Below are 23,820 nucleotides of genomic sequence, written 5' to 3' on the forward strand. Positions count from 1 at the left end.
TGTCGCCGGCAGGCAAGCGGGAACGGCGTCGTTCAAGGAAGCAAAGGAACTCGCGGCCTGGACCAGCAAGGTCCGCGACGCCTGGCCGCAGCTCATCGTGGAACACGTCGACTCCGTGGGCGTCTCCGAAGAACCCCAGATCGGGGACACCCTCCAGGTCAACGCCTACATCGCCCTCCAAGAACTCACGCCCGAGGACGTGTCGGTTGAAGTGGCGTATGGGCGGGCCCAGGACGGAGACGAGCTGGAGGAAGTTGCCCTGGTCGAGCTGACCGAAACGGAGGACCTCGGCAACGGTCGCCACCTGTTCACCGGGTCCATCCTCATCAACCGCTCCGGATCCTTCGGCTACACCGTCCGGGTCTTCCCGAAGCACCCCTCCCTGGCCTCGAAGGCCGAATTGGGGCTCATCGCGAACGCCTGAAAGTGCGCGCCCCCGCTGCCGGTCGGGCAGCGGGGGCGCGTTTCGTTAAAGCGGTGCCCGCCCAGCGGGAGTCAGCAGCAACCGCAGCTTTCCCGCACCACAAGCTCCACGGGCAGCTCTTGGGCCACGGGCGCGGATCCGGGATTGGCGATCTGGTGGATGAGGATGCTGGCAGCGGCGCGTCCAAGGGCGATCATGGGCTGCCTGACGGTGGTGAGCGTGGGGCGGTTGACGCGGCCGGCCGCCAAGCCATCGAAACCCGTCACGGCAATCCGTCCCGGCACGTCCACTCCGGCCCGTTCCAGGGCATCCAGAAACAGGAGCGCCTCGGCATCGACGGAACAGACGAGCGCGTCAGGAAGTGCGGCCCCTGAGAGCAAACGCTGGATGGTCGCGTCCGCGTCTTCGGCGAGATTGACCCCGGAGCTCAACGTACCGCGCGCGTCCCGCCCCGGCGCGGGCAGCGTTTGGGTGTCCAACCCCGCCCCTGCCATGGCTTGGACGTACCCGGCGAAGCGCTGCTCACGGTCCGGCGAGCCGGACGGGCCGGCAAAAGTGATGGCCCGGTGTCCGTGGTGGTGGATCAAATGGTTCGTGAGGACCCGCATGCCTTCGGTATTCTCCACGGAGACCCTGTTCAGCCCTGTCTCTTCCGGCGGTTCGGCCAGCTCCACTACGGGAATCCGTTCGGCGATCCGCCGCAGGACCTCGACCGGAAACGTGTTGGGGAACACCGCCAGCCCGTCCACGCGGCCGGCAATGTCGTTGATGTCCGCTTCGGATCTGCCGCCACCACCCTCGCCCACCATGAGCACGAAGCCACGCCTGCGGCATTCCATTTCAACGCCGCGCTGCACCTCGTCGTGATACAGCGGGAAGAGGCGAAACTCGTCATTGGCGTCGTCGGAGAACAGATCCCGGGGCAGGAGCGCGTCCGCCTCGCCGTGGACGCGGGCCGCTCCGGCGCCTGCACGGTTGAAGTAGTCGTAGGAGAAAAGGCCGATTGCTCCTGTCTTCCCCCGGGCCAGCCCCCTGGCGCTGGCACTGGGCAGGTATCCGAGTTCGCGTGCGGCGTCCATCACCAGTTTCCTGGTGGATTCGCGCACCCGGTGCGGCTGGGTAAAGGAGAGCGATACCGTCGCAATCGAGACGGCGGCGCGCTCGGCGACGTCGTAGATTGTTGGTTTCCTGGCCATGGCGACTCCTTTTCCGGCCCCCAGTCTAGGGGCATGCCGCTCCGTGGCCGTTCGTGGCGTGCCCGGATCCGGAAACGGCGAAAAAGTCGAAGCGCTTAAGCGATTGACGCCCTCTGGGGCCCATGAAAGCGTATTTATTGACTCCAACCCGAGATCAGTGAAAAGACAGGAATTCCGTGGGCATTCAGCAGGAAGCAACGGCAGCACGCCTCAGGGTGGGCGTTGTGGGCATCGGATGGGCCGGTCAACAGCACCTTAAGGCCTACAGCGCCATCGACGGTGTGGAGATCGTCGCTGTCGCCGGGATGGAAGAGGATCTCCTCGCCCAGATGAAGCAGGAATACGACATTCCGCATGCTTTCGCGCGCTGGGAAGACATGATCGGGCTGGAAGGTCTGGATGCCATCAGTGTCGCCGTTCCGACCTTCCTGCACGCTCCGATTTCCATAGCCGCCCTGGAGCGCGGACTGCACGTGCTGAGCGAAAAACCACTGGCACGCAACGGTGAAGAAGGACGCGCCATGGTCGAGGCGGCCCGGAAGGCCGGCCGCGTCCTGGATGTTGCGTTCAACCACCGCCGCCGCGGCGACATCCAAAAACTCAAGAGCATCATCGACGACGGCGGACTCGGACGTCCGTACTACGCCAAGGGTTCCTGGCTGCGCCGCGCCGGCATTCCTACCCTGGGCAGCTGGTTCACCAATCCGGAGCTGGCCGGCGGCGGTCCGCTGGCTGACATTGGAGTCCACGTGCTGGACTACTCGCTCTACTTATTGGGCGAACCCAAGGTCCTGTCCGTTTCGGCGCAGACGCACTCGGAACTGGGGCCGCTGGGCCGTGGCGGCAGTGCCCGCTACACAGCAGGTCCCGCGAGCCACAAGTTCGACGTGGAGGACTTCGCCACTGCCTTCATCCGGCTCGCAGGCGGCGGCACCTTGATCCTCGAGGCGGGTTGGGCCAGCTACCGCGAGGTGGACGACCTGCTTGACTTCACGGTCTACGGGACCGACGGCGGTGCCGAACTGCGCGCCGTCGGGGCCCCGCTTCAGCCGGTCGGCAGCCTGAGAATCTTCACGGAGAAGGACGGCGAAAACGCCGATTACGAGCCCGAAGCGATCCCAGGCCTTGCCCACCAGGCCGTCGTCGACGACTTCATCGCCGCTGTCCGCGGTGGGGAGACGGTCTGGGGACTGCACGACGGCTCGCTTGCCCTGAGCCGGGCCCTCATCCTTGATGCCTGTTACAAGTCCGCCGTCGAACAACGCGAAGTGGTGCTCTGATGACCGACAAGAAGCTGAAGATCGTCGTCTGGAACGAAGCCGTCCACGAGGCCCGCAACCAACCGGACACCATGGCGGACATGTACCCGGACGGCATCCATGGTGCCATCGCGGCCGGCTTGCGGGGCTTCTACCCGGATGCCGACATCACGACGGCGACCCTCGCCGATCCCGAACACGGCTTGGATGAGGAAACTCTTGCGGCCACCGACGTCCTGCTCTGGTGGGGGCACATCGCGCACCACGACGTGAGCGACGAGGTCGTGGAACGGGTCCAGCGTCACGTCCTCGGCGGGATGGGACTCGTGGTGCTGCACTCAGGGCATTTTGCGAAGATCTTCACCCGGTTGCTGGGCACCACGTGTTCGCTCAAATGGCGAAACGACGGCGAACGCGAACTGGTGTGGACGGTCAAGCCATCGCATCCGATTGCGGCCGGCGTCGAGAGCCCCATCCTGATCCCCGAACAGGAGATGTACGGCGAACTCTTCGACATCCCGGAGCCGGACGACCTGATCTTCATCAGCTCGTTCGAAGGCGGGGAGGTGTTCCGCTCCGGCGTGACGTTCTCCCGCGGCAAGGGGCGGATCTTCTACTTCAGCCCCGGTGACCAGGAGTACCCCGTTTACCACCAGCCGCAGATCCAGAGGGTCATCGCGAACGGCGTGGGCTGGGTGGCGCAGCCCGATCAGTTCCGGGATGCCCCGGCAGTGAGCAACCCGGCCCGGGACTGGTTCCTGGCTACCTGAAATCCCGGGAGTTGGACTTCGTTGCCAGGACCAGGGATTCCAGCTTGTCCGCCACGAGGTTGGTGACTCCTTCCGGCGATCGTTCGAGGAACCCGCGGACGATCAACGCGGATGACTCGCGGGCGACGCGGCGATGCCTCTTCCAGAGGCCAACGCTGCAGATGACGTTGAGGATGCCGCTCTCGTCCTCCAGATTGACGAAGGTGATCCCTTGCGCGGTCTGGGGGCGTTGGCGGTGGGTCACGACGCCGGCCACTTCAACACGGGTGCCGGACTCGACCTGGGAGAGCCGGTCCACCCGCAGCACCCCCCTGGAATCCAGGTTACCGCGCGCATGGCGCATCGGGTGGTCATCGGTACTGATGCCTGTGGCCCACATGTCGTAGGCAACATTTTCCAGGGGGGAAAGCTCAGGCAGCAGCGGCGGCTGGACGGCGACATGGGTCCCTGGCAACTGTCCTTCCCGCTCGAGCGCGGCATCGCCGGCCTGCCACAGTGCTTCGCGGCGGTTCATCCCCAGCGAATCGAGTGCGCCGGCGGATGCGAGTGCCTCCAGCTGGTCCGCGCTGAGGCTTGCGCGGCGGGACAGATCGGCCATGTTCCGGTAGGCGCCATGTTCCTCGCGCTCGGTGACGATCCGCTTCGCCACCTCGGCGCCGATGGACGTGACGCCGTCGAGCCCCAACCGCACAGCGCGTGAGCCATCCCGCCGGTGCAGGTGGTCTTCGCGTGGTCGATCCTGCTGGAAGAGGCCGATCTCCGGCTGATGGAACTCCAGGCAGGAATCCATGCCGCCCACCTGTCCCGTTTCAGTCCTTCCAGCCTCGTCGAGCACTTCGAGGGTCGCCTCGGCCAGGGAATGCAGTACATCCGGGCGCAACACCTGGACCCCGTGCCTGCGGGCATCCGCGACGAGGGTTTGCGGAGAGTAGAAGCCCATGGGTTGCGCCCGGAGCAGGGACGCGAGGAATGCGCCGGGATAATGGAGCTTCAGCCACGAGCTTGCGTAGACCAACACAGCGAAGCTCAAGGAGTGCGATTCCGCGAAGCCGAAGTTCGCAAAGGCCTGGATCTTGCCGTAGATGGCGTCGGCGTCGTCCTTGCTGATCCCGTTGGCCGCCATTCCCGCATAGAGCTTGGCCTCGAGCGACTCGATCTTCTCCCGGCCCCGTTTGGAGCCCATCGCGCGGCGGAGCAGGTCCGCGTCCTCGGCAGTGCAGCCGCCCACGGCAACTGCCATCTGCATCAGTTGCTCCTGGAACAAGGGCACACCCAAGGTCCGCTTGAGCACTGGCTCCAGCAATGGATGGAGATACGTGACTTTTTCGGTGCCTGCGCGGCGCCGGATGTACGGGTGAACGGCGCCTCCTTGGACGGGACCCGGGCGGATCAGCGCGATTTCGACCACCAGATCGTAGAATTTCCTCGGTTTCAGCCGCGGCAGCGTGCTGATCTGGGCCCGTGATTCCACTTGGAAGACCCCGATCGAGTCGGCCCGGCAGAGCATGTCGTAGACGGCCGGTTCTTCCCGCGGGATGGTTTCGATGGTCCAACGCTCCCCGAAATGCTTGTCGATCAAATCAAAGGAGTACTGCAGGGCGGCGAGCATGCCCAAGCCGAGGAGGTCGAACTTCACCAGGCCCATCCATTCGCAATCGTCCTTGTCCCATTGCAGAACTGTCCGGTTTTCCATCCGGGCACGCTCGATGGGTACCACCTCGCCGACAGGCCGTTCGGTGAGGACCATGCCGCCCGAGTGGATGCCCAGGTGCCGGGGGAAGCCCAGTATCTGGTCAGCAAGGTCCAGGACCGGAGCCGGGATGTTGTTCGTTTTGCCTTCGCTGAGATCCCCCCAGTGGTCGAGCCGCTTGGACCACGCGTCCTGCTGGCCTTGGCTGTAGCCGAGCGCCTTGGCGATGTCCCTGACGGCGTTCTTCGGCCTGTAACTGATGACATTCGCTACTTGGGCCGCGTTGAATCGTCCGTATTTGCGGTAGACGTACTGGATGACTTCTTCCCGCCGGTCCGAGTCGAAATCGACGTCGATATCCGGTTCTTCCTCGCGGAGGCTGGAGAGGAAACGCTCAAACGGAAGGTTGTAGAAGATACTGTCGACGGCGGTGATCCCCAGCGCGTAGCAGACGGCCGAGTTGGCCGCGGAACCCCGGCCCTGGCAGAGGATGCCGCGGGAACGCGCAAACTGCACGATGTCGTGCACAATCAGGAAATAGCCGGGGAAGTTCTTCGCCTCGATCACAGCGAGTTCCTGTTCGATCCGGCTACGGACCCGTTCGTCGGCGTCCGGGTATTTGTCCCTGATGCCTTCTTCGACAAGTTGCCGCAGCCAGGTGATGAGGCTGTGCCCGGCAGGGACATCAAGCTTGGGGAGCTTCGGGCGGGCTGCCCTTAACTGGAACGCAAGCTCGTCAGCGATTTCGACGGTCCGTTCGACCGCGCCGGGATAGCGGGCGAACCGTGCTGCCATCTCGGAACCGCTCCGCACATGGGCGCCGCTGCTTGCGGGCAGCCAACCGTCCAGCTCCTCCAGGCTGCGGCGTGCCCGGACAGCCGCCATGGCAGTTGCCAGCGGAAATCCCTCCGGGGACGCATAGTGCACGGCGTTGCTGGCGATGAAAGGCAGGCCTGCGCGCTCGGCAATCCGGACGAGGGCGTCGTTGTGGCTGCTGTCGAGGGGATTCCCGTGATCAAAGAGCTCCACCACCACGTTTTCCCGCCCGAATCTCTCGATCAACGCGTCCACCTCAAAGGCGGCTGCTTGCTCGCCGTCGCGCATAAGGGCCCTCCGGACTGAGCCTTTGCGGCATCCGGTGAGCACCACGCAGTGGTCCTTCAGGGAATGCGCCAGCGCATCGAGGTCATAGATGGGGTGGCCTTTCCCGGCATCCGCGGCCAGATGCGCGGCGGTCATCGCCCCTGCCAAGCGGTGGTAGCCCTCTTCCTGGCGTGCGAGGACGAGCAAATGGTCGCCTTCGGGGTCGGCTTCGCCTTGTTGGGGTTTGCTGAGCCCGAGCGACAGCTCAGCGCCGAACACGGTTTTCAGCTCGTAGGCTTCGGCGGCCTCCGCCATTCGCACGATCCCGTAGAAGCCGTCGTGGTCGGTCAGTGCGAGGGCATGGAGGCCAAGCCGGACTGCCTCCTCAACCAGTTTCTCGGGTGACGAGGCGCCGTCCAGGAAGCTGTAGTGGGAATGCGCGTGCAGTTCGGCATAGGGCACGACGCCGGAACCCGCCTTGGACACAACCCTTGCGGGATCGAGGGGGACCGGACGGTAAGGCCCGCGTTTCCTCGACCAGGCGGGGCTGTCGCCGCCGTCTCCTTTGGCCTTGCCGATCTCCGGCACGCGCCGGTCTGAGAGCGTGCGTTCGAACTCCGACCACGGGATCGACGGGTTGTTCCAAGCCATCTTTGCCTTCCTGCCTAAGGTTTCAGTGTCTGGTGTTCAGTCGTAGCGGGCCTCTGCCCACCAGTTCTGCTCGTCCAGGAGAAGGAGCCAGGCCTCTCCGTTTCCGTCCACAAGCTGGAACCGGTCCGCTTCGAGGCGGTGGTCGGCGTCCCACCATCTCTGCCGCAGCGGCCAGGGGCCGGCCCACTGAGCTACGAGCCGGCGTCGTGCAGGGTCTCCTCCGGGACAGAACCACATGGGCGGGGCAAGCAATCCGCCTCGATGGTCTGTGCGGACTTTTTCCTTGTTCGCATCAAGAAGCAGGACCGGGATGAGGGAAGCGAACACTGTGGCGGGCTGCGGGTCTGGAATCCTGCCGGGCCACGGTCTGGTGGCCAGGGCGGCCGCTCCCGCGGGCAAGGCGTCTCCCCAAGGAACCAGGCGGCGCCGTTCGGCCAGCAGCCGGCCTCCGGAAATCGCGGGCACTACGACGGCTTCATGTCCCAGCATGCTTTGGATCCGGCTGAGTCCATGATGAATCTGTTCCTCGGCTCCGTCTCCGAAGAGCGCCCGCCCATGATGGGCGATGGAGTCCACCCGGACGGGGACGAACTCGACCCGCGCGACCGGTGACGACAGCCCGCCGCGGGCCATGCCGCCGTCGTGCGTTCCGCCGTCGGCTGTTTTATCGCTGGCCTGGGCAGGGGGCTGCGACTGAAGCTGCCAACGCACCCTGTCCACGACGTCGCTGGCTGTGAAGTGGCGGGGGTGGCCCCACGTCCGCTCGGAGCGGCTCCCTGCTTCGTCAGTGATGAGGATCCTCAGCTCCGTGCAGACCAGGCCTTCTGTCTGCACCCCGGCCACGAAGGCGTCTGCCGTGGCGCGGAGCTGGAAGGCGAGTTGGTCAACCCGGTCCAGGCCCGGTTCGAAGTCCGCCCGTTGATCCAGTTTCTGCGGGGGAGTCCGGGGGACCACCTTGCGGGGATCCTTGCCGCTTGCCAGGGCGTGCGCAGTGATTCCGGCAGCCCCGAAACGGGCCCGGACATCTGCGACGGGAAGATTGGCGAAATTCCCCAAAGTGAAGACGCCCAGGCGTTTGAGCAAGGAAGCCAGCTTCGGCTGGCCAAGTACCTCCACCGGGAAGGGGGCCAGGAAATCCCGGGAAGAACCCGGCGGGAGCACAAGAACGGCAGAGAGTTCGCTGGTGCTCCGGGCTGCTTGCTCGGCGGCAAACACGGAATCGGCGACCCCCACCCTTGCCTCCACGCCGAAGCGGTCCGCCGATTCAAGCACGGCACCCGCGGCCGCTTCTTCTCCGCCGTAATACCGGGCAGCACCCTTGGCCCGGATAGCGCAGAGACCGGGGCGAAGCACTTCCACTCCAGGAGTCCGTTCCTCAAGGGAGGAGACCACAGGCTCGAATTCCCTCGCATCCCGCGCCGGATCAACGGCACACACCACCAGCTCAGGGCAGCGGGTCTGCGCTTCCCTGAGCCGCAAGCCCCGGACCACTCCTTCTGCCCGGGCTTCCGCGGAGCAAGCAGCTATGACACCTTTGCCTATGACTGCCACGGGTACATCAGGCGGCAGGGCATCTGCCAAACGGGCGGCGACAAGGGGCCAATCCGGGAACCATGTCACCAAGGCGCGCACCGGGGCTTCGAGCTGAAACAGCATCAGGCTCCCATCCGATGGCGGGACAGATCCACCGGACCGCTGTCCGTCAGATCCACGGAGGCCCTGCGGGAACTACCCCGCAGGGCGACCTCGAGCTCGAGCTCCTGCTTGGAGAGATGTCCATGGCCCTGCCCGAGCCCTGCCCACTCATATCCATTCACTTGCAGGACGGCTTCACTCTGCGGCCATGGTCCGAGGACAAGAAGGACGGCACTCCGCTCGCGGAGCCTGGCTCCCAAGCGGGCAGCCTCGGCGGGTGCGACTCTTTCCGGGGCATGCGCAAGCACCACCGAGAGCACGTCCGCCATGGCGGCGATCACCTGCGCCCAATGGGTCCCGGGATCAGGCACCAGTACCAGCCGGTCGAGCGCAATGCCGAAACCCGCCGCCGCCTCGACCCCGAAGTCCGGCAGTCCGGCTACCCCGCACCATGAGCCATTGCGTGACGGCCCGGCCAACAAGGCCATGGCCAGCGACATGGATCCCTGTATGGAGTAGGCCGCTCCCGGGCGCAACCCGCCCGGGAGGAGCCTGCTGAGCGAGGGGAGCACTGGCAGTGAGCGTTCGCTTCCGCGCTTGCCCTGCATGAGGTGGATCTGCGCCTGCAAGTCATCGCGCAGCGAAGCTGGCGATGCGGAAGACAGACGAGGAGGCATACTTCAATTTTCGAACATATATTCGAATGAGTCAATCGGGACTACTCCAGGGGCTTCCCTTTGCCTGCGCGCGCGACCACGTCACGCTGGACAGTGAAACTGCCAGGATCGAGGCGAGGATCAACGCCGACGCCGGGGCGGCGACAGCCCAAGGGGCCCGCTCCACGTAGTTGATTCCTTCAGCGAGGATGAGGCCCCACTCGGGGGACGGCTGATGGGGGCCGAGGCCCAGGAATCCCAAGGCGGCCAAGGCGAGCGCGATTCCCGGTACCCGGAGCATCGAATGCCTGAACACCGGGCCAAGGATGGCCGGGAGGATGTAGCGCCAGAGGATGCGGACCCTTCCCACGCCCAGGACCGGAAGGATCTTCACGTGGGGTTGTGCCCTGGCCTCCTGTGCCAAGGCCGCTGTATGGGCGGCCAGGGGTGCCCAACTCACCAAGGTGACGGCTATTGCTGCTCCTTCGGCCGAGGGGCCGGTCATCACGGCAACGATCAGCCCGGCCAGGATGGGCGGAGCGGCGTTGGCTACTTCCAGCGGACCGGTGGCCGCGAGCGGGAAGAGCCCGACGACGATCCCGATCACAAGGCAAGCCAGCACCACGAGCAAAGCCGTCCCCAGGGTGGACACGGCGCCATGCCCCACCCGGGCAAGGAGATCCCGTCCGCTGGCATCGGCACCGAAGGGCAGTTCGAAGCCCGGGCCGGCAAGCCGTGCATGGCTCGAGGTGAACGGATCGCGAAGCAAGCCCGCGACGACGATGAGCAGCAACGCTCCCGCCGCCACGAGCGGAGCGGCGACATCCCGCCGTCGTGGTCTTCCCGGCGAGTCCGGAACCGGAACTGTGCCCGAGCGTAGCGCCGCTCCCACCAGAAGGTATCGGACCGCAGCACTGAGGGAACCCGCCCCGATCGCCAGCATGAGAAGGGCCAGGACTCCTGCCTGCAGCGCGGGTATGTCCTGGGCGCTCGCCGCGCCCAGGACCGCGCGGCCCAAGCCGGGAACCGCGAAGACCTTCTCCACCGCAACCGCCCCGCCGGTGAGGCCGATGAGGACAAGCCCGATCTGGCTCATCACCGACGGCAACGCCCGGCGGAGAACCGCCGCGGTGAGCCTGGCGGGGCTTGCTCCGGCCATCGCCCACGTGGCCACCCATTTTTCGGCGAACGCCAGGCTGGTGGCGTCGGAAAGCAGCCGCCCGATCAGCCCGCCGGCAGGCAGGCCGAGGGCGAGTGCCGGCAATACCGCATGGTCCAGGCCCTGCCAGCCATAGGGCGGAAACCAGCCCAGCCACACGGCACCGACGACGAGGAGCATCGCCGCCAGGAGGAACTCGGGAAGGGCGGTCATGGCCGCCGCTACGACGCCGGACCCCGGCCCGGGGTTCCCGGCCAGGCCCCGCATCACGGCAGGAACGCACAGCGCGGTGGCCATCACCGTTGCAACGGCCACCGCGCATGCCATCAAGGTGACGGACACTCCGAGGGTTTCCACGGTGCCGGGGCCGACCGGCGTATTCGTAATCCAGGAATTTCCCATGTCCCCGCGCAAGACGCTTCCTGCCCAGTCGAGGAAGATGTGTACTGGTCCTCGATCGAGTCCGAGTTCCGCGCGGATCATGCCCAGCGTCTCATCGGTCGCTTCCCGGTCGGCGTACCGGGCCCGCAGGATGGTGTACTCGGGGCGCTGTCCCGAAAGCCAGGGCAACAGCCCGATCAGCACCACTATGGCGAGGAGCGCCACGGCCCGGGAAGCCGCGGTTTTGATGAACGCCGGGCCTGGCATCAGCCGGCGATTCCTGTCTTGCTGGTGATCAGGGCGCGCTCGCGGGGATCACGTTCGACGTTCCGGATCCTGGCCGATTCGCCTTGGATGACGCGCTCGTGCAGCAGCGGCACGGCAGCATCCTTCGAGAGGATCAGTGCTTCGGCGGCGGCAATTGCCGCCCGGCGCTCCGGGCCTGCGGGGATGGCTGCGGCCTTGCCCAGTGCTGCGTCCACCTCCGGATCGCAGAACTGGGAGATATTGAAGGAGCCTTTGCAGGAGAAGTCGCTGAACATGTAGGCGACAGGGTCGCCGGAGTCGAGGACCGTTGCCCGGGACAGGATGAAGGCGTCGAACTTGCCGGCCAGGGCGTCCGCCTCGATGTGCTGGTACTCGCGGACTTCCTGCTCCACGATGAAGCCTGCAGCTTCGAGTTGCTGCTCAAGCTGCACGGCGACCTCGGGCAGTTCGGCGCGGTCCGTGAACGTGCCGAGTTTGATGCGGCGGCCATTGGCAGGTGCCGCTTCCGCCCGCTTCTTCAGCGTGTCGGCATAGGAGGTGCCCTGCCGCTCCTTCGCCGCCCAGGGAAGGGCCGGGCCCAAGAGGCCCTCGGCGATGTCCGCTCGTCCCTCGTAGACCCGTTCGACAAGGGCGGCCCGCTCGACCGACGCCCGGGCCGCTGCCCGGATCGACGGATCCGCGAAAGGGCCCGTCTTGGTGTTCAGGTAGAGGGTGTTGGTGCGGGGCATGGGAACTTCGTGGATCAAGTCCGCCTTGACCTGGGCAACCTGGCCTACGGGAATGGCCTCCACGACGTCTGCAGTTCCGGTCCTGAGCGCGGCAGCGCGCGCGGTGCCGTCCGGAACGTACTGGACGTCGACGCCGCTGCTCGCCGCTTTCTCTCCCCAGTAGTCGGCGAAGCGGTTCAGTGTTGCCGAGCTGGTGCCGTCCGCGGACGCCAGGACATAAGGGCCCGTTCCGGCGTTGATGGGGCTCACGACCCCGCCTGGCTTGTAGGCGGATGCGGCGAGGATGGAAAGCTGGGGGCTCGAAAGCCGCTGCGGAACCAGCGGGTCGTCCGTTTGGGTGGTGACGACGACGGCGTTCCCGCCGTCCGCACGGACGCCCAGCTGCACGCCGTCGAGGATCCGCGGCTTGGGCTTCGCGTTGGCCGCCGCCGTCAACGATGCCGCCACTTGCTCGGCCGTCAGAAGCGTCCCGTCATGGAATTTCACCCCTGTGCGCAGTTCGAAGCGCCAGTTCCTGCCGTCCAGTTGCTCCCAGGCCGTTGAAAGCGCCGGCTGCGCATCGCCGAGCGCATCGAGGACAACCAGCGTCTCGGCGGTCTTCCAGCGTGAGAGTTTGAAGGCGTCGTCGCTCAAGGGAGTAAGTCCTGAACGGGGTGGCTGCAGCATGGCTACTTTGATTCGGGAGTCGGTACTGCCGGCCGATGATGCGTTGCCTTGGGCGAAGCAAGCGCTGAGGGCGGCGGCCATTGCGGTGGAGAGGAGTATCGCCGTCATTGCTTGTGGGCGTGGAATAGCCATGGATTGGTGCCTTCTTTCGTGGGTGTGAGTGGATCTAGGCGGGGTGGAGTTGTTGTGTGCGCGGCGCCGGAACGGGTGCCGCAAGGAAGCGGTGGATGAGTGCCGCGGAGGCTGCCGCGAAGATTGCCGACACCAGCCACGGAGCGGCCGCGGCCAGGGATGGTGTGGTGGCCTGTTCATAGAGGGGAGCAAGCGCGACATTGCCGAGCAGAACCATCGTTCCGCCGCAGCTCGCGAGCAGGCCGTAGTAGGCGCCGGTGGGGCGTCCTGCGGCATATTCGAGGACCAGATCCATGGCAACGGGTGCCACGCACATGTGCCCGAGGGCAAGCGCGGTAACCAGCAGGAACGCCGGCAGCGCAGGGAATGCAGCGGGTGCAGGAAGCACGGCCATGGCTGCAATTGCCACGAACCCCAGGCCCTGGACGGCAAATCCCACGGCAAGTGCTGCGCCTGGGCCTTTCCGTTTCATGAGCCCCGCGATGGGCCATTGCAGGGTGATGGTCAGGATGGATGCATAGGCGAAAACCGCGGAAAGTGCCCCCAAGCCGGCGTCGCTCCGTTCCAGTTCGATGGGTAGACCGAAATAGAGCTGGTTGTAGGCAAAGAGGTTGACGCTGTAGAAAGCCGCGAAGGCGACGAAGCGCTTCTCCCTGAGGCAGGACCAAGCGTCCGACGGCGGTGCGGCGCCCGGGTGCTTCACGGACGGCGCGACCGCGCTCGCCGTAGTTGCTGGAAGGAACGCGTTGAAGACCACGGCCATCACGGCAAAGACACCCGACCCGGCGAGCAGTGCTGTGTCGAAGCCGGTCTGGAGCAGGATGGACCCGAGCAGGGGACCCGCTACCGCCCCGACTTCTCCGAAGATGACCAGCAGCGCAAAAAGACTGGTCTTGCGGGGCTGAAGGGCGGCTCGTCGTTCTTCGGCCCCGCCCACAAGGCTTTCCAGGGCGGGTGAAAAGAGGGCGCCACCGACCCCCGTGATGACGGCTCCCAGGAGAAAAAGGGGGAAGTCCGAAGCCCAGATCAACAGAAGGTACCCGGAAATCCTGGCCAGGCATCCGGCGATCATGACGGGCCGTGCTCCCCAACGGTCCGCGGCGGCGCCGCCCACGAAGAACAATCCTTGCTGGGCGAAGGTGCGGGCCCCGAGGACGATTCCCACGGCCATCGCGCCCATGCCGAAGTCCTCGCGCAGGGAAACCGCCAGGAAAGGGACAACGGAGTAGAAGCCAAGGTTGAAAATGAGCTGGCTGGCCAGCAGGAGCCGCGGCATGGGCTCCGCGCGGGGGTTCCCGTTCATGCCCTGTCCTTGTGGTCTTCTTTGTGCCTGCGCAGACGGGGGATGGAGTTGACGAGCTCCCCGGCCTCCCTGGTCTGTGGCTTGGCGTACACGGCCTCGGTAGGCCCTTGTTCCACGATGCGTCCCTCGGCGAGAACGAGGGTCCGGGAGCACAGCCGGGCGACCGCGGCCAGGTCATGCGAGACAAACAGGAGCCCAAGCCCGTCCCGATGGACCAAATGCTCCATGAGGTCCAGGACGGTGTTCCTGAGCGGAAGGTCGAGCCCGCTCACCGGCTCGTCGGCCAGAAGGACGCTCGGAGCGGGGACCAGCGCCCGCGCAATGGCCACGCGTTGGTTTTGGCCGCCGGAGAGTTCCCGGGGTCGACGCGTAAGCATGCCCGGATCGAGATCGACCCGCTGCAGCGCATCCAGGATCATCCGGCGGTGGTCTCCGTTGATGCGCAGTTGCCTCAGGGGTTCCAGGAGGAGGCGTTCCACGTTCATCCCCGGGTCGAGGCTCGCCGCCGGATTCTGCGGGATGTATTGCACCGCGCGGCGGTACCACCTCAATGACGATGCCGGGCCGGGCGCCACCGGAGTGTCGTTGAACGTGACGGTTCCGGCGTCCGGCTTCTCCAAAGCAAGCAGGATCCGCAGGAGCGTCGATTTTCCGGCCCCCGAGCCACCCACCAGGCCGAGGCTGTCTCCGGCGGCAATCCTGAGGGACACGCCCCGCAATGCGGGCCGGGACTGGCGTTGTGCCAGGAGTCCTCTGCCGGGGTAGCTGAGGCCCAGATTGGAGGCACTCAATACTGCATTCATGCCGTGGCTTCCCGGGGGAGGGCATCGAAGCCGGCATGGGCTGCTTCAACCAACTGCTTCGTGTAGGGGTGGCGGGGCCGCTCCACCAGCGCTTTCATCGATCCCTCTTCGACGATCCGGCCGGAACTCAAGACAAGGGCGCGGTGGCACAATGCCGCTGCCACGGCTAGGTCATGCGTGATGAACAACATTGCGGCCGCGGATCCGGAACGTCCGGACGCAGGGCTGCTCGGCTTCGAATGCATCGACCACGAATACGAGGTCAAAGCCTCGAGGACCTTGGCCTGGTTGACCATGTCCAATGCAGTGGTGGGTTCATCCGCCACCAGGACGGAACTATGGCAAGCGAGGGCTAGCGCGATGCAGACCCGTTGCAGCTGACCGCCCGACAATTCGCCGCTGAAGCTCTCCATGGTCCGCCCGGCTTCCGCTATTCCTACCGCCTCAAGCAGCTCACGTGCCCGTTTCCGGGCCATGGAGCCTGAAAACCCACCATGCCGCAGCGGGATCTCCAGCTGTTTGCCGAGGCGCACCAGGGGATTGAGGGCCGACATGGGGTCCTGATGTATGGCGGCGATCCCGGCGCGGCTGCTTCGCCTGCGGGACAACGGCACCTCCACACCATTGATCAGCAACTCCCCGGAAAAACTCATCGTGGCCGGAAGCTGTCCCAGGAGGGCCGCCGCGGTCAGGGACTTGCCTGAACCGGAGGCTCCGAGAAGTGCCAGTTTTTGTCCCGGGTCAATAGCGAAACTGACTCCGTCTATCAAGGCGCGTCCCCGGAGGGACACCCTCAAATCTCGAACCAGGAGGGCAGGGTGCATGGCGGACTTTCGGATAGGAGCGATGATGAGTATTGATGCTATCAATACTCATTCTCATTAAGCGAAATAATGACATGCGTTGAGCCTTGCTCCGTGCCATGCGCGCGACGCTTCCCTTAGTCCTGCGTCGCCCCGACCAGGCTTAGCGGCTCGTTATCGCGGCATGGAGAGCTGCGGCGTTTTCGGCGAGCCATGCCTGGCGGCGAAGAATCTTGTCCCCGATGCCTTCGTCCCACATCCGTTTCCAGCCGCCGCCCTTGGTGAGCGCCCGGTGCCTCATCAGATGCCAGGAGCGGTCTGCGGCGTTCCGGGCCACGTGGACTACCTTGGCGCGGTCAGCAGGACCCAGGCCATAGGCGTCCACCAGCACGGCGGCACGGGAGGCGGCGTCGACCCCGCGCATGACGGGATCGCGGTCGGTGACGGGCATCCAGGCGCCCCACCAGAGGAGTAAGTTCGCGACTTCTTCAGCCCGGGTCGCGGGGCGCAGGAGATCGAAGTCGATCAGGGCGACGGCGGTGCCGTCCCGGAAAACGACATTCTCCGGGGTGATGTCCATGTGGGCGAGGAATGTTGCCGGTCCCGCGATCGAGCCGGGGCATCCAAGGGGATCAGCGCCGTCGTGCGCGTACGCCCAGTCCGGTACACCAAGCGGCTGCACGGCATCATCGTAAGCCCGCACCAAGCGCGCGACGCTGATGGCGCTCGATTCGTCGGCGACCCGGCGTGGCCAAGGGCGGCCGGCGGCGTCGCCGGGAACGAAACTCAGGGTGTCCCTGCCGCTTTCGTCGATGCCGAGGAAGCGCGGCGCCCCCTGGAAGCCGGCCGATTGGAGGAAATCCAGGACGCGGCGGACCCGCGGAGAAGCGTCGCTCACAGGGCGCCGCACCGTATCGCCCACCCGGACGAGCCCCTCCGTCACGTCCCCGCCAAGGAGCGGAACGGCAGGTTCCGGCTGGCCACACTCGACGTACGGACGGGCATCGGTATCCATCGTCCGATGCTGCCACGGCCCGGTCGATGGCGCCAGCCGGTGCGGTCCGGGCAGGGGCGCCTGCTTCAAGCGGTAATGTCATCAGCGATGGAAGATCTGGGCGGCACCGTACTGACAGCGGCTGGAGCCTTTGCCGCGACAAACCTCGACGACCTGCTGGTCTTGTCCGTTCTTTTCTTGTCGGCCAGGACCCGGACGGTGCCAAGACTCTGGAGAATCTGGGTAGGCCAGTACATCGGCATCGGAATACTGACCGTGGTGGCGGCCGCGGCGGCATTGGCGCTCACTCCGGTCCCGGTTGAGTGGGTGGGGTTCCTCGGGCTGGTACCGCTTGCTTTGGGGTGCTACGCCTTGCTCAAGGTCGCCCGCCCGTCCGGACATCCACCGAAGCCGCGCTCGCTGAACGTGCCCGTGGTTGTCGCGGTGACAGTAGCCAACGGTGGAGACAACATCTCGGTATACATTCCGCTTTTCCGCTCGCTGGGGCCGGCGGCTTCGGCGACGACGGGGCTCACCTTCGCGGTGATGGTGGCGGTGTGGTGCGCAGCCGGCTTCTGGCTGACAGCGCACCCGAAGGTGGGTGAGCTCTGCCGCCGGGCTGGAAACCGGGTTATTCCCGTGGTGTACATCGCCCTCGGGATCACCATCATTGTCCGCTCCGGAGTCATCGCCCTGCTGGTGCAGCCCTGATCTGCACAGCGTGCAGGTTTCTCCCATTCGGAAGTGATATGACTGCGGGTGGGTTTCAACCGGAAGCGCGCAGGAGGATTGGCAGGGTATGTTCCGAGGTTGGTTTGTTGTAGGCGCTCTGGTGGTGCTCTTCGTGGCAGCGGCTGTGTTGGGGTTCGGAGCCATCTTCCGGGCCAAGAGTGTGGCGGCACGGATTGACGCGGCCGCGGCGGGGCTATTGGCCGCAACCATGGCGGCGGTAGGGCTCGGATGGGCCCAGCTAGGTGTCGTCCCCTTGGGAGCAGCGATTGGCCTTGTCTTCCTCCTTTTCGTCATCAGAATCGTGTACAGGAGCTCGGGTCCCGGCGAGGCGGGGCGATGGTCCGCCATCTACAACGCCCTGGTGGCGGCGCTTTCGGGCTGGGTGCTGCTTTCCGCGTCGAGCGGAGCCGGATCGGTGTCGGATCATCCAGGCCACCAATTGGGCATCATCCTTGCCGACATCATGGGCGCCCTGCTCATGATTTTCGCCGCCACCGGGTGGGTGCTGGGCACCTTCGCGATGCCGGCCGAGAGCAAATCGCACGCCGTTCCTCGATGGAAGGGCGTGCGCGAGGCGCTGATGGCTGCTGGACTTGCCGTCGCGTTGTTCGCGATATCCTAGCCCGATCCACCCGGCCCGGCACCGCCCTGAACCACCGGGTGGTGGCTTTAGAATGGAGCCATGATCGATATTTCGGTCGAGAAGATTGCCCTTCTCCTGATCATTGCCGTGTTGGTCCTTGGGCCGACCAAGCTTCCAGAGTATGCAAGGAAGCTTGGTCGGCTCATCCGCGAACTGCGGCGCATGGCCTCCGGCGCGCAGGAAAAGCTCCGGCAGGAGCTCGGCCCGGAATTCGAGGACATCGATTGGCGGAAAATGGATCCACGCCAATACGATCCTCGCCGCATTATCCGTGAAGCCCTCCTCGAGGACGAATCGCTGCCTGAGCCTTCCATCCCAGCCCAAATGCAGCATCCTGTACAGCCTCCCGCCCGCCCGGTTATGCGGCTGGCGGCCGGGCAGAAGGCCCCTTTCGACGACGAGTCCACCTGATCCGTCAGTCGAGGCGCGGTGTGCGCGGGGGAGCGGTACGACGCTCGCCTGTTGCTTCGAAGGCCGCAGCCAAGGCGAGCAGTGCGGTGTCGTCATAGGCGCGGCCAGCGAACGTGAGCCCGACGGGCATGCCGATATCGCTCATGGTTCCCATCGGCACTGTGACGGTCGGGATTCCCAGATGCCGCGGAACGAGGTTGCCGTTGGCCACCCAGACGCCGTTGCGCCAGCCAAGATCGGCTGAGGATTCGTTGATGTCCATGTCCGCCGGTCCGACGTCGGCGGCGGCGGGGAAGATGACGGCGTCCAGCTTGAGACCGTCCATCCATTCCTCGAGGTCCACCCGCCGGGTCTCTTCGAGTCCGCGCAGGCCTTCTTCGAGGAACGGGATGTCGGTGACGGACGCGACCCGACGCGCGCGGATGTGCGCGGGATAGTCGGCTATGTCGTCGTCGAAACCGTCATAGCGGTCCGGAAGCGCCCCTTCCGGGTGCGGGAAGATCGCCCGGCCGTCGACGTCGGCCAGGCTGTTGAGCGCCGGATCGCCGTTTGCCGAGAGGAAATCGTCCCAGGCCCACGCCGAGAGATCGACTATTTCCCGCCGGAGGAATTCCGGGCTCACCAGTCCGCGGGTGGCTATGGTGGGTGCGCCCGGGCGGTCGCCTTCGTAGTTGGAGACCACGGGGAAGTCCACCAACACCACCTCGGCACCGGCGGCTTCGAGGTCGCGCCGGGCAGCCTCCCACAGGTCCATCACCGAATCGCGCGTCCGGATTCGTTGGCCCGTGGGTCCGCCGATGCCAGGAGTTTCGCTGGTACCGGCCTCGAAGTCTGCGTTGATGTACATGCGCGGCACCCCGAGGCGTTTCCCCTTCAAAGCCGGGCGGGCGCCGTCGAGGTCGGATGGTGCCAGCGCCGGATAGGAAGCCGGACGGACCCTTGCCGCGGCCGGGACCTCCACCCAAGGCTGCGCACGCCAGAAGTCGCCGCGGGTTTCGGCGTCGTCGGCAACGATGACATCGAGCAGTTCCAAGAGGTCCGCCATGGACCGCGTGTGGGGCACCACCACATCCATGGTGGGGACCAGCGGCCAGTTGCCACGCACTGAAATGACTCCGCGCGAGGGGGTGTAGGCGCACAAGGCATTGTTCGACGCCGGTGCGCGGCCACTTGACCAGGTCTCCTCGCCCAGGCCGAAGGCTCCGAAGCTCGAGGCGGTCGCGGTTCCCGAGCCGTTCGAGGATCCGGATCCGAAGGCCGCGGTGAGGAAATCGCCGTTGTAGGGGCTCTCGGCGCGTCCATAGACGCCGCGCTGCATGCCGCCGTTGGCCATGGGTGGCATGTTGGTCAGGCCGATCAGCACAGCGCCTGCCGCGCGGAGGCGTTCGATGGTGAAGGCATCGCGTTGGGCGATGAGGTTTTCGAAGGCGGGGGAGCCCGCGGCGGCCGTGAGCCCTTTGGCCAGGTAGCTGTCCTTGGCAGTGTAGGGAATGCCGTCGAGGGGCCCGAGGACGCTGCCGTTTGCCCTGCGTTCGTCGGAGGCCCGGGCATCGGCGAGCGCTTCGGGATTCATCACAACCAGGGCGTTCAATGTGATGCCGTTGCGGTCGTAGGCGTCGATGCGGTCCAGGTACGCCTGGGTGAGTTCCTCGCTGGTTACCTCGCCTGTCTCCAGCGCTGCACGCAACTGCGAAATGGAGGCCTCGACGACGTCGAAGCGGCTCATCGTGCAGCCGGCCTGGTGAGGGTGGGCTGCTGTTGCGTGATGCAGTGGATTCCTCCGCCCCTGGCAAGGATTGGCCGGGCGTCCACGGTGACGACGCGGCGGCCCGGATACGCCTCGGCCAGGATTTCCGCGGCCAAGGCGTCGGCCCGTTCTTCGCCGTAGCCGCACGCAATCACGCCGCCATTGACCACGAGATGGTTGACGTAGCTCCAATCGACGAAGCCTTCTTCATCGCGCAGGGTCTCGGGTGCGGGAAGCAAGGTGATCTCGAACGGCTTGCCTGTGGCGTCCTGTTGGGTTTCGAAGAACCGTTGGAGGGTGCGGCTGACCTCGAAATCGGGGTGACCTGGATTGGTCTGCGAGTGCAGCAGGACCTGGCCTGGCGAAGGAAGTGTCGCCACCATGTCGATGTGTCCGCGCGTACCGAGGTCTTCGTAGTCACGAGTGAGTCCCCGCGGCACCCAGACGGTGTGGGTAGTGCCCAGCGTGCGTGACAGCTCGGCTTCGACGCGTGCCTTGTCTGCAGAGGGGTTCCGGCGTGGATCCAGTTGGACGGTTTCGGTGGCGAGCACGGTTCCTTCACCGTCGACGTGGATGGCGCCGCCTTCGTTGACCAGCAAGGAAGTAACCAGTTCCGCGCCGGACGCTTCGGCGACAAACCGGGCCATGCCCGCGCTCTTCTGCCATTCGGACCAGGCCGGTGCGCCCCAGCCGTTGAAGATCCAGTCGACTGCGCCCAGCACGCCGGGACGTTCGTCGTCGACGACGAAGGTGGGTCCGACGTCGCGCATCCAGAATTCGTCGAGGGGAGCCTCAAGCTGTTCGATCCCGGCGCCGAGCATCCGGCTGGCCCTGTCCCGTTCGCTGGGGTCGACCACCATGGTGACGGGCTCGAACTCGGACACCGCGTGCGCGACGGCGGTCCATGCCGCATACGCTTCTTCCGCCGACGCGGCGTCGTCGCCCAAGGTCAGGCCAGTGCGGGGGAACGCCATCCAGATGCGCTCATGGGGTGCGGTTTCGGCCGGCATTCTCCAGGCCATGGAAGCCTCCTCTGTGTTGGTGAGGTGAAAGTGTTGGTGAGGTGAAAATTGTTATTGATCGCATGATCAATAACAGGAAAGCTACTTTAGACTGGTCTGTGATGTCAAGCACCATACAGAAACGCGCTGCGCGGAAGACGCCCGCCGAACGCGCTGCCGAAATAGCCGAGGCCGCCCGGGAAATAGCGCTCGAACAGGGGCTTTCCGCCATTACACTGCGCAACGTGGCGGCACGGGTGGGCGTGGCCTCGGGCCTCGTGGCGCATTACCAGCCCAATGTGGAGGCCCTGGTGGCGGGCATTTTCGCGACCATCGTGGCGGCGGAGACCGAAGAGGTTGCCGGCCTTCTGGAGACGCAGCCGACTCCCTTGGAACAGCTCGGAATGCTCCTCGAAACACTCATGGACGGCAGCCGCCTCGATGTCACGGCAATCTGGGTGGAGGCGTGGACCCTGGGGCGCCGGAACGAGGCGCTCGCAGCCTGCGTCCGTGAGCAGATGGATGCATGGCAGGCGGTGGTGCAGCGCGTCGTCGAAGCGGGGATCGACGCCGGTGAGTTCGAGACGTTCGATGCTCCGTCTGTCGCCTGGCAGATCCTGGGCATGGTGGACGGGCTGAATGCCCAGGCCTTGGTGCGCTGGGACGGCGTCAGCGACCGCGGTACGCACCTGGCCCGCGCAGTGGAAGGCATGGTGGGTGCGGCCCGCGGTTCGCTGCTGCCGGGCGGTGCCCCGCCCATAAGCCCGGACTCTTAGTTCCGCAGGTAGTGTTCCAGCCGCTCGAACTCCGGTTGGGAAAGCTCGCTCGCGACGGCGGCAGCCCCCACCGCGCAGGCCGCCGCGAGGCTGCTTTCCTCATCGAGGCCGGACGAGAGTGCCAGCACGAGGGCAGCACAGAAAGCGTCACCGGCCCCCACGCTGTTGACGACGCTCGTCTTGCTCGCAGGTGCGTGGGCGGTCTTGACCCCTCGCGTGTACATCGACGCACCGCCTGCGCCGTAGGTCACGGCCACGCGTTTGGCGCTCCGGAGCTCGGGGATGAGCTCGTACTCGGATTTGTTGACGATCACCAGCTCGCACCGCTCTAGAAGTTCTCCCGGGAGTGCCTGTGCCGGGGCCGCGTTGAGGGCGAAGAACCCGGACGTGCGTCGAGCGGCTTCGAGCACGGCATCGACGGAGATCTCCAGCTGTGCGAGTACGGGCCCGCCATCGGTGAAATCGACGTGGTCGAGCGAAACCATGGCGTTGGCTCCAGGAGCCACGGCGATCTGGTTCTCGCCCTCGCTGTCGATCACGATCAAAGCGGTACCGGTCGGCGCGGAAACCTGCTTCACTGCGGAAATATCAACCCCTGCACGGTCCAAGGCCTCCGTCAGGAGCCGGCCGTCCGCATCCGCGCCGACGGCCCCCACCATGCGCGCGGCGCCACCCAGCCGTGCGGCAGCCGCGGCTTGATTACCGCCCTTTCCGCCGGGTTGACGGTTGAGGGCGCCTTCGCCGATGGTTTCACCGGGGGAGGGCAGGCGGTGGACGCGGCATGTGAGATCGACGTTGAGGCTGCCGACAACGGTGAGCGTGCTGGGGATGGGCATGGACTGTCCTTCGGGTGGTGCTGGATTATGGTGCCGGGTTTCCGGCCCCGTGCCGGAAGCCTTGTTCATCGAAAGCCCCTTCAGTTCGCCGCCGGCAAGGACAGGATCCGTTCCAGGAGGTGGGCGGCGGCGTCACCCTTGACGGACAGCACAACCCGGGACGCCCGTTCCGGCACCTGCAGCGCGCCCGCGTCTCCGCCGTCGATCCGCTCACAGCGGGTCTTGCCATGGGCCTCGCCGGTGCTCGTGTCGACGGAAATTCCGACGTACGGGGCGTCGTCGAGCTCCAGGGCGCCGACGGCGATTGCCGCCGCCAGCGGATCGTGGAGGGCGGCGCAATGCTCACCGAAAATCGTGTTGTAAAAGGCGAAATACTGCACGAGCATGCCGGAGAGAGCATCGGCCACCGGGTGTCCCGCCGCCCCAAGGGCCGCACGATGGGCCTCATCGAAGCGGTGGTTCATGGTGAGGTCCAAGGGAACCATGGTCACCGGCCAGGCGGCCTCCATCACCACGGCGGCCGCCTCGGCGTCATTGAAGATGTTGGCCTCGGCGACGGGGCTGATGTTGCCCGGCACAAACGCGGCTCCGCCCATGATCGTGACATCGCGGACGAGCGACGGGAGCTCCGGATCCAGTTGCAGCGCGAGGGCCAGATTGGTGAGCGGACCGACGGCGATGACGCGCAATTCACCCGGGTGCTCGTTGGCGAGCCGCACCAGCATCTCCGCGGCAGTCTCCGATTCGAAGGTCAGCCCGGAGTCTTCCAGGACGACCCCGCCGATTCCGTTCTCGCCGTGAACGTGCGGCGCCCCGCCGTCGAACGTTCCCAGGAGGGGATCATGGGCACCCACGGCGACCGGGATCCCGGCCCTCCCGGCTGCATGGAGCAGGTTCAACGTGTTGACTGCCCCCGTTGCGGCGCTGACGTTGCCGCTGACGGTTCCGATCCCGGCCAGCTCCACCTCGGGGCTCGCCAAAAGATAGGCGATGGCGAGGGAATCGTCGATGCCGGTATCGCAATCGAGGTAAAACGGCTGCGGTGTGGTGGTGGTCATGGTGCTCCTTCGTGGG

At 65.9% G+C, this 23,820-nt stretch carries 20 protein-coding genes and 1 pseudogene; 7 read left to right on the plus strand and 14 right to left on the minus strand.

The window, feature by feature from the left end; genetic code table 11:
- Positions 1-424: pseudogene (locus KNN17_RS19415) on the plus strand (DUF3417 domain-containing protein); the annotation flags it as partial.
- 71 nt (positions 425-495) lie between these two features.
- Here KNN17_RS19415 and KNN17_RS19420 read toward each other — a convergent pair.
- Positions 496-1,620 carry a LacI family DNA-binding transcriptional regulator gene (locus KNN17_RS19420; RefSeq protein ID WP_241710509.1) on the minus strand — a complete coding sequence of 375 codons (1,125 nt, stop codon included), beginning with the start codon at positions 1,618-1,620 and terminating at the stop codon, positions 496-498.
- Between the two features lie 176 nt (positions 1,621-1,796).
- On the opposite strand from KNN17_RS19420, the gene KNN17_RS19425 reads away from it, so the two are divergent.
- Positions 1,797-2,900: a Gfo/Idh/MocA family protein gene (locus KNN17_RS19425; protein WP_241710510.1), complete on the plus strand. Its 1,104-nt coding sequence runs from the start codon at positions 1,797-1,799 to the stop codon at positions 2,898-2,900.
- Positions 2,900-3,649: a ThuA domain-containing protein gene (locus KNN17_RS19430; RefSeq protein ID WP_241710511.1), complete on the plus strand. Its 750-nt coding sequence runs from the start codon at positions 2,900-2,902 to the stop codon at positions 3,647-3,649. Before KNN17_RS19425 ends, KNN17_RS19430 begins: the two co-directional genes overlap by 1 nt.
- Here the strand turns inward: KNN17_RS19430 and KNN17_RS19435 are convergent.
- The 9 genes from KNN17_RS19435 to KNN17_RS19475 all read right to left on the minus strand — a co-directional run bounded on the left by KNN17_RS19435 (position 3,642) and on the right by KNN17_RS19475 (position 16,621).
- The gene (locus KNN17_RS19435; RefSeq protein WP_241710512.1) at positions 3,642-7,073 is read right to left on the minus strand and encodes an error-prone DNA polymerase; all 3,432 of its coding nucleotides are present in this window, start codon (positions 7,071-7,073) and stop codon (positions 3,642-3,644) included. The two genes, KNN17_RS19430 and KNN17_RS19435, sit on opposite strands and share 8 nt — an antisense overlap.
- Before the next feature lie 36 nt (positions 7,074-7,109).
- Positions 7,110-8,729: a DNA polymerase Y family protein gene (locus tag KNN17_RS19440; protein ID WP_241710513.1), complete on the minus strand. Its 1,620-nt coding sequence runs from the start codon at positions 8,727-8,729 to the stop codon at positions 7,110-7,112.
- Positions 8,729-9,385, minus strand: coding sequence for a hypothetical protein (locus KNN17_RS19445; protein WP_241710514.1), 657 nt, complete (start codon positions 9,383-9,385; stop codon positions 8,729-8,731). Before KNN17_RS19445 ends, KNN17_RS19440 begins: the two co-directional genes overlap by 1 nt.
- Before the next feature lie 31 nt (positions 9,386-9,416).
- Positions 9,417-11,171 (minus strand): ABC transporter permease subunit, encoded by a 1,755-nt coding sequence (locus KNN17_RS19450; protein WP_241710515.1) that lies wholly within the window; start codon positions 11,169-11,171, stop codon positions 9,417-9,419.
- Positions 11,171-12,697, minus strand: coding sequence for an ABC transporter substrate-binding protein (locus KNN17_RS19455; protein WP_241710516.1), 1,527 nt, complete (start codon positions 12,695-12,697; stop codon positions 11,171-11,173). The genes KNN17_RS19450 and KNN17_RS19455 overlap by 1 nt, the downstream gene beginning before the upstream one ends.
- Positions 12,698-12,731: 34 nt before the next feature.
- On the minus strand, positions 12,732-14,000 hold the full coding sequence (locus KNN17_RS19460) for an MFS transporter (RefSeq protein ID WP_241710517.1): 1,269 nt from the start codon (positions 13,998-14,000) through the stop codon (positions 12,732-12,734).
- A complete protein-coding gene (locus tag KNN17_RS19465) occupies positions 13,997-14,803 on the minus strand; it encodes an ABC transporter ATP-binding protein (RefSeq protein WP_241710518.1) in 807 nt (268 codons plus the stop codon). The genes KNN17_RS19460 and KNN17_RS19465 overlap by 4 nt, the downstream gene beginning before the upstream one ends.
- Positions 14,800-15,672: an ATP-binding cassette domain-containing protein gene (locus tag KNN17_RS19470; RefSeq protein WP_241710519.1), complete on the minus strand. Its 873-nt coding sequence runs from the start codon at positions 15,670-15,672 to the stop codon at positions 14,800-14,802. The genes KNN17_RS19465 and KNN17_RS19470 overlap by 4 nt, the downstream gene beginning before the upstream one ends.
- A 97-nt stretch (positions 15,673-15,769) precedes the next feature.
- Entirely contained in the window at positions 15,770-16,621 is an 852-nt protein-coding gene (locus tag KNN17_RS19475) for a phosphotransferase (protein ID WP_241710520.1), read from the minus strand.
- Between the two features lie 75 nt (positions 16,622-16,696).
- Here KNN17_RS19475 and KNN17_RS19480 point away from each other — a divergent pair, with 75 nt between their 5' ends.
- The 3 genes from KNN17_RS19480 to KNN17_RS19490 all read left to right on the plus strand — a co-directional run bounded on the left by KNN17_RS19480 (position 16,697) and on the right by KNN17_RS19490 (position 18,386).
- Positions 16,697-17,311 carry a cadmium resistance transporter gene (locus KNN17_RS19480; protein WP_241710521.1) on the plus strand — a complete coding sequence of 205 codons (615 nt, stop codon included), beginning with the start codon at positions 16,697-16,699 and terminating at the stop codon, positions 17,309-17,311.
- Positions 17,312-17,399: 88 nt separating this feature from the next.
- Positions 17,400-17,954, plus strand: a complete 555-nt coding sequence (locus tag KNN17_RS19485) for a hypothetical protein (protein WP_241710522.1) — start codon at positions 17,400-17,402, stop codon at positions 17,952-17,954.
- Positions 17,955-18,014: 60 nt separating this feature from the next.
- The gene (locus KNN17_RS19490; RefSeq protein WP_241710523.1) at positions 18,015-18,386 is read left to right on the plus strand and encodes a sec-independent translocase; all 372 of its coding nucleotides are present in this window, start codon (positions 18,015-18,017) and stop codon (positions 18,384-18,386) included.
- Positions 18,387-18,390: 4 nt separating this feature from the next.
- Here the strand turns inward: KNN17_RS19490 and KNN17_RS19495 are convergent, their stop codons facing one another.
- Entirely contained in the window at positions 18,391-20,112 is a 1,722-nt protein-coding gene (locus KNN17_RS19495) for an amidase (protein WP_241710524.1), read from the minus strand.
- The gene (locus KNN17_RS19500; protein WP_241710525.1) at positions 20,109-21,155 is read right to left on the minus strand and encodes an agmatine deiminase family protein; all 1,047 of its coding nucleotides are present in this window, start codon (positions 21,153-21,155) and stop codon (positions 20,109-20,111) included. The genes KNN17_RS19495 and KNN17_RS19500 overlap by 4 nt, the downstream gene beginning before the upstream one ends.
- 101 nt (positions 21,156-21,256) lie before the next feature.
- On the opposite strand from KNN17_RS19500, the gene KNN17_RS19505 reads away from it, so the two are divergent.
- Positions 21,257-21,910 (plus strand): TetR/AcrR family transcriptional regulator, encoded by a 654-nt coding sequence (locus KNN17_RS19505; protein WP_241710526.1) that lies wholly within the window; start codon positions 21,257-21,259, stop codon positions 21,908-21,910.
- Here the strand turns inward: KNN17_RS19505 and KNN17_RS19510 are convergent.
- The gene (locus KNN17_RS19510; RefSeq protein ID WP_241710527.1) at positions 21,907-22,746 is read right to left on the minus strand and encodes a PfkB family carbohydrate kinase; all 840 of its coding nucleotides are present in this window, start codon (positions 22,744-22,746) and stop codon (positions 21,907-21,909) included. The genes KNN17_RS19505 and KNN17_RS19510 overlap by 4 nt on opposite strands.
- Before the next feature lie 80 nt (positions 22,747-22,826).
- The gene (locus tag KNN17_RS19515; RefSeq protein WP_241710528.1) at positions 22,827-23,804 is read right to left on the minus strand and encodes a nucleoside hydrolase; all 978 of its coding nucleotides are present in this window, start codon (positions 23,802-23,804) and stop codon (positions 22,827-22,829) included.
- Positions 23,805-23,820: the final 16 nt, after the last annotated feature.

Source organism: Arthrobacter bambusae, from assembly GCF_022606295.1.
Taxonomy (GTDB): Bacteria; Actinomycetota; Actinomycetes; order Actinomycetales; family Micrococcaceae; genus Arthrobacter; species Arthrobacter bambusae_A.